2 protein-coding genes are annotated in these 2948 nt (G+C 32.8%); one reads left to right on the top strand and one right to left on the bottom strand.

Going from position 1 to position 2948, the window contains the following annotated elements:
* Positions 1 to 903: family 43 glycosylhydrolase (locus P8H68_RS12345; protein ID WP_300325638.1), on the top strand; the 903-nt coding region annotated here is incomplete at its 5' end.
* Positions 904 to 1046: 143 nt separating this feature from the next.
* Here P8H68_RS12345 and P8H68_RS12340 read toward each other — a convergent pair.
* Positions 1047 to 2435 carry a hypothetical protein gene (locus P8H68_RS12340; RefSeq protein ID WP_300325635.1) on the bottom strand — a complete coding sequence of 463 codons (1389 nt, stop codon included), beginning with the start codon at positions 2433 to 2435 and terminating at the stop codon, positions 1047 to 1049.
* Between the last annotated feature and the right edge of the window lie 513 nt (positions 2436 to 2948).

The raw sequence follows: 2948 nt of genomic DNA, 5'->3' as shown, positions 1-2948 counted from the left end.
ACAGATAAAATCCCATCATCTGATTGGGATTTAGCGGAGATTTGGTACGCAATGAGTAAAGATGGGTTTCATTGGGAGGAACAGGGTGTTGCAATTACAAGGCCAGAGAAACCTATAGTAGGATGGAGGTCGGTTACTACCACTGATATTTTAAAATGGAAGGGTAAATATTATTTGTATTACCAAGGGTTTATGGAGGCAAGTGGTAAACGTGGAGATGATTGTCCTGTGGCCGTTTCTTATGCAGATTCACCGGAAGGTCCTTGGACACCTTATAATAAAATTGTAATTCCGAATGGGGCCAAAGGGGAATGGGATGAATTTTCAATTCATGATCCTTATCCTTTGGTATATAAAGGAAAGATATATTTATATTATAAATCTGATTTTGGAGTAAAGGGGGATTGGATCAGAATGCAAGGTCTTGCTACGGCAGATAATCCGCTAGGTCCTTTTACAAAACATCCTTTAAATCCTGTTATTTCTTCGGGGCATGAGACTTCTTTATTTCCATTTAAAGGCGGAATTACTGCGTTAGTTTATAAAGATGGAAATGAACACAATACGATTCAATTTGCTGAAGATGGTGTCAATTTTGAAATTGCTGCAATCTCAGAAATGATGCCTTATGCAGCAGCACCATTTGTGCCAGATGCTTTTACAGATACGAAAGATGGTAGAGGAATAACTTGGGGAATGGCACATTTTATCAATCTTGGTGGTCGTGGAAAAACACATTCTATTTTAACAAGGTTTGATTGTGATTTAAGTCAAGATTTAGATGATCATGAAATGAAGGAGCCAAGAGTAAAATATACACCTGAAGATTATTTTAAGCGTAGTTTGAGTAAAAAACAGAAAAAACGTATTCAGAATCAAAATGAGGAATTGATAGGAAAGTAGGTGTTGTTTACAAGAAAATATTTAGTATAATCATGCTTCTATATATTTTGGAAACAGTAAAAAAATCTTGACCTAAGTTCTGAATCTATTTTGGAAAGAAAAGATTATTGGGATCTTTTCTTTCCAATAATCTTCTTCTGTTCTTATAAGTTCGTAACATAAGTTTCTAAGCTATCCGAGCGTTTTAAACCTATTTTTTTTCTAATTCTAGATCTGGAAATATTAACACTGTGCGCTTCGATGTTTAAAATTCTAGCCATTTCTTTGGTAGTAAACTTTAACTTGATTAGCGCACAATGCTTTTGCTCTGTAGGGGTAAAGTTAGGATGCTTTTCTTTCAGTCTTGTATAGAATTCGGAGTTCACTTCCGTAAATCGTAGGTTGAATTCATCCCAAAGGTTTTCCGCGCCTTTTTTGTATTTATTACTTAAGGATTTGTAGGAGCTTGGAGCTTTTTCTTTAAGTACGTTTAATAGATCATCAATCGCACTGTCTTTGTCGATTAATTGCAAAGCATAGGAGGTAAGCTCTTTGCTTTTGAGTTCCATTTTGGCTTCAATCTTTTGTTTGTTAAGAGTAGATTGTAGTTCTGTTTGTTTTTTCTCCAGAATTGTTTTTCTGAGTTTCAGCCTCATTTTTCCGATGAAGATGATAATGATAGTAATTAAAATAACGAGGGCTAAAACTAATTTTAATAAAAATTGAGTTTCTTCCTTTTCTTCAATGATAGAATTTTTCTCTTCAAGTAGGTTGTCTTTTTTACGGATAGATTCTAAGTAGCTATTCTTTATCTCAAATAAATCGGCATACGCATCCGTTCTTAGATTGTTGATGCTATCTGTAATGCGGATTCTTTCTTTTAGTAAAAAATAGGCTTTTCTAGCTCTGTTTTTATGAACGTATTGGTTGGCCAATTCACTAATAACTTTTGGCAGTAACATGACATTAAAGTTTAATTTGTCAATGAATTTTAAACTTTGTTCATAGTAATAAATAGCGCTGTCTGATTGGTTAATTGATTTGTTAAGTTCACCGAGTGCAAAATATATTTTTGTTTTGTGTTTTGTGTTTTTCTTGTCGGTATCACTTTTTAATTTGTAAAGAATTTTAGCTGTTTTTTCTGGGTCTTTCAAATTAATGAGCAAATTAGCTTTTTCAATTCTGGAGGCAACATATACATAGTTACCGTTTGAAACCATGTTTTTAGAAAATTCAAGTGAGTCTAAATAAATCATTGCTTGAAGGAAGTCACCTGCATTTCTTTTTCTAGAAGCAAGATTTAGATAATTTGCATTTAATTGTTGTCTGTCGCTGCCCTTAACAATATCAATTTTTTTTGAAAAATTTAAGGCTTGCTGAAAGTGGTAAGTAGATTCTTGCGTTTTGTTGAAAAAATCGTACAAGAATGAAATTTTTCTGTGGATAACAGCTTTTAAAGCATTGTTGTTTGTTTTTTCTACGTAGTAAAGAGCTTCCCATAGCAATTCAAAAGCTTTGCTTGTTTTTCCTTTGGCTTTTTTATAATCTGACATCTGATAAAGACTCTGAGCAGCTTTTTCGTAGTTGTTAGACTTTTTAAAATAGTTGTAGCACTTACTATAAACATAGTAAGAGTTGTCAGGAAAGTAAGAGTATTGATTAGTAGCCGTAATAAACCTCTTTGTATAATAGGCTAATGAATCGTTCTCAGTCTTGTTTTGGCCTTTTGCTAATTTAAAAGAGCAAATTGAAACAAAGATAAGGAAGGCTATCTTTATGTTTTTCAACATCTTGTGGTTTAAGGGTTGGTTTTTGTTTGTTGTTACAAATATACTAAGGAAAGTTTCTTAATATACTCAATTATTAAGACAGTATACTTTTTGTATAATCATGTATTTTGAAAAAACGTGTCTCTCAGGCCTTGTTTTTTAAGGATTTCTGACGATTGAGTCTTGTGGAAAAAACAAATCTCTCAACTTTTGTTATACAAAAAGTGAGAGATTTTGTTAGTTAAAAATAGTGAGTGATGGGATTACCTCTGTAATCTTCCTGTAGTATTTCCAGCT

The organism is Flavicella sp. (genome assembly GCF_029238425.1).
Classification (GTDB): Bacteria; Bacteroidota; Bacteroidia; order Flavobacteriales; family Flavobacteriaceae; genus Flavicella.
Note: the sequence above shows the minus strand (reverse complement) of the source record. Positions and strands in the feature narration are given on the sequence as shown.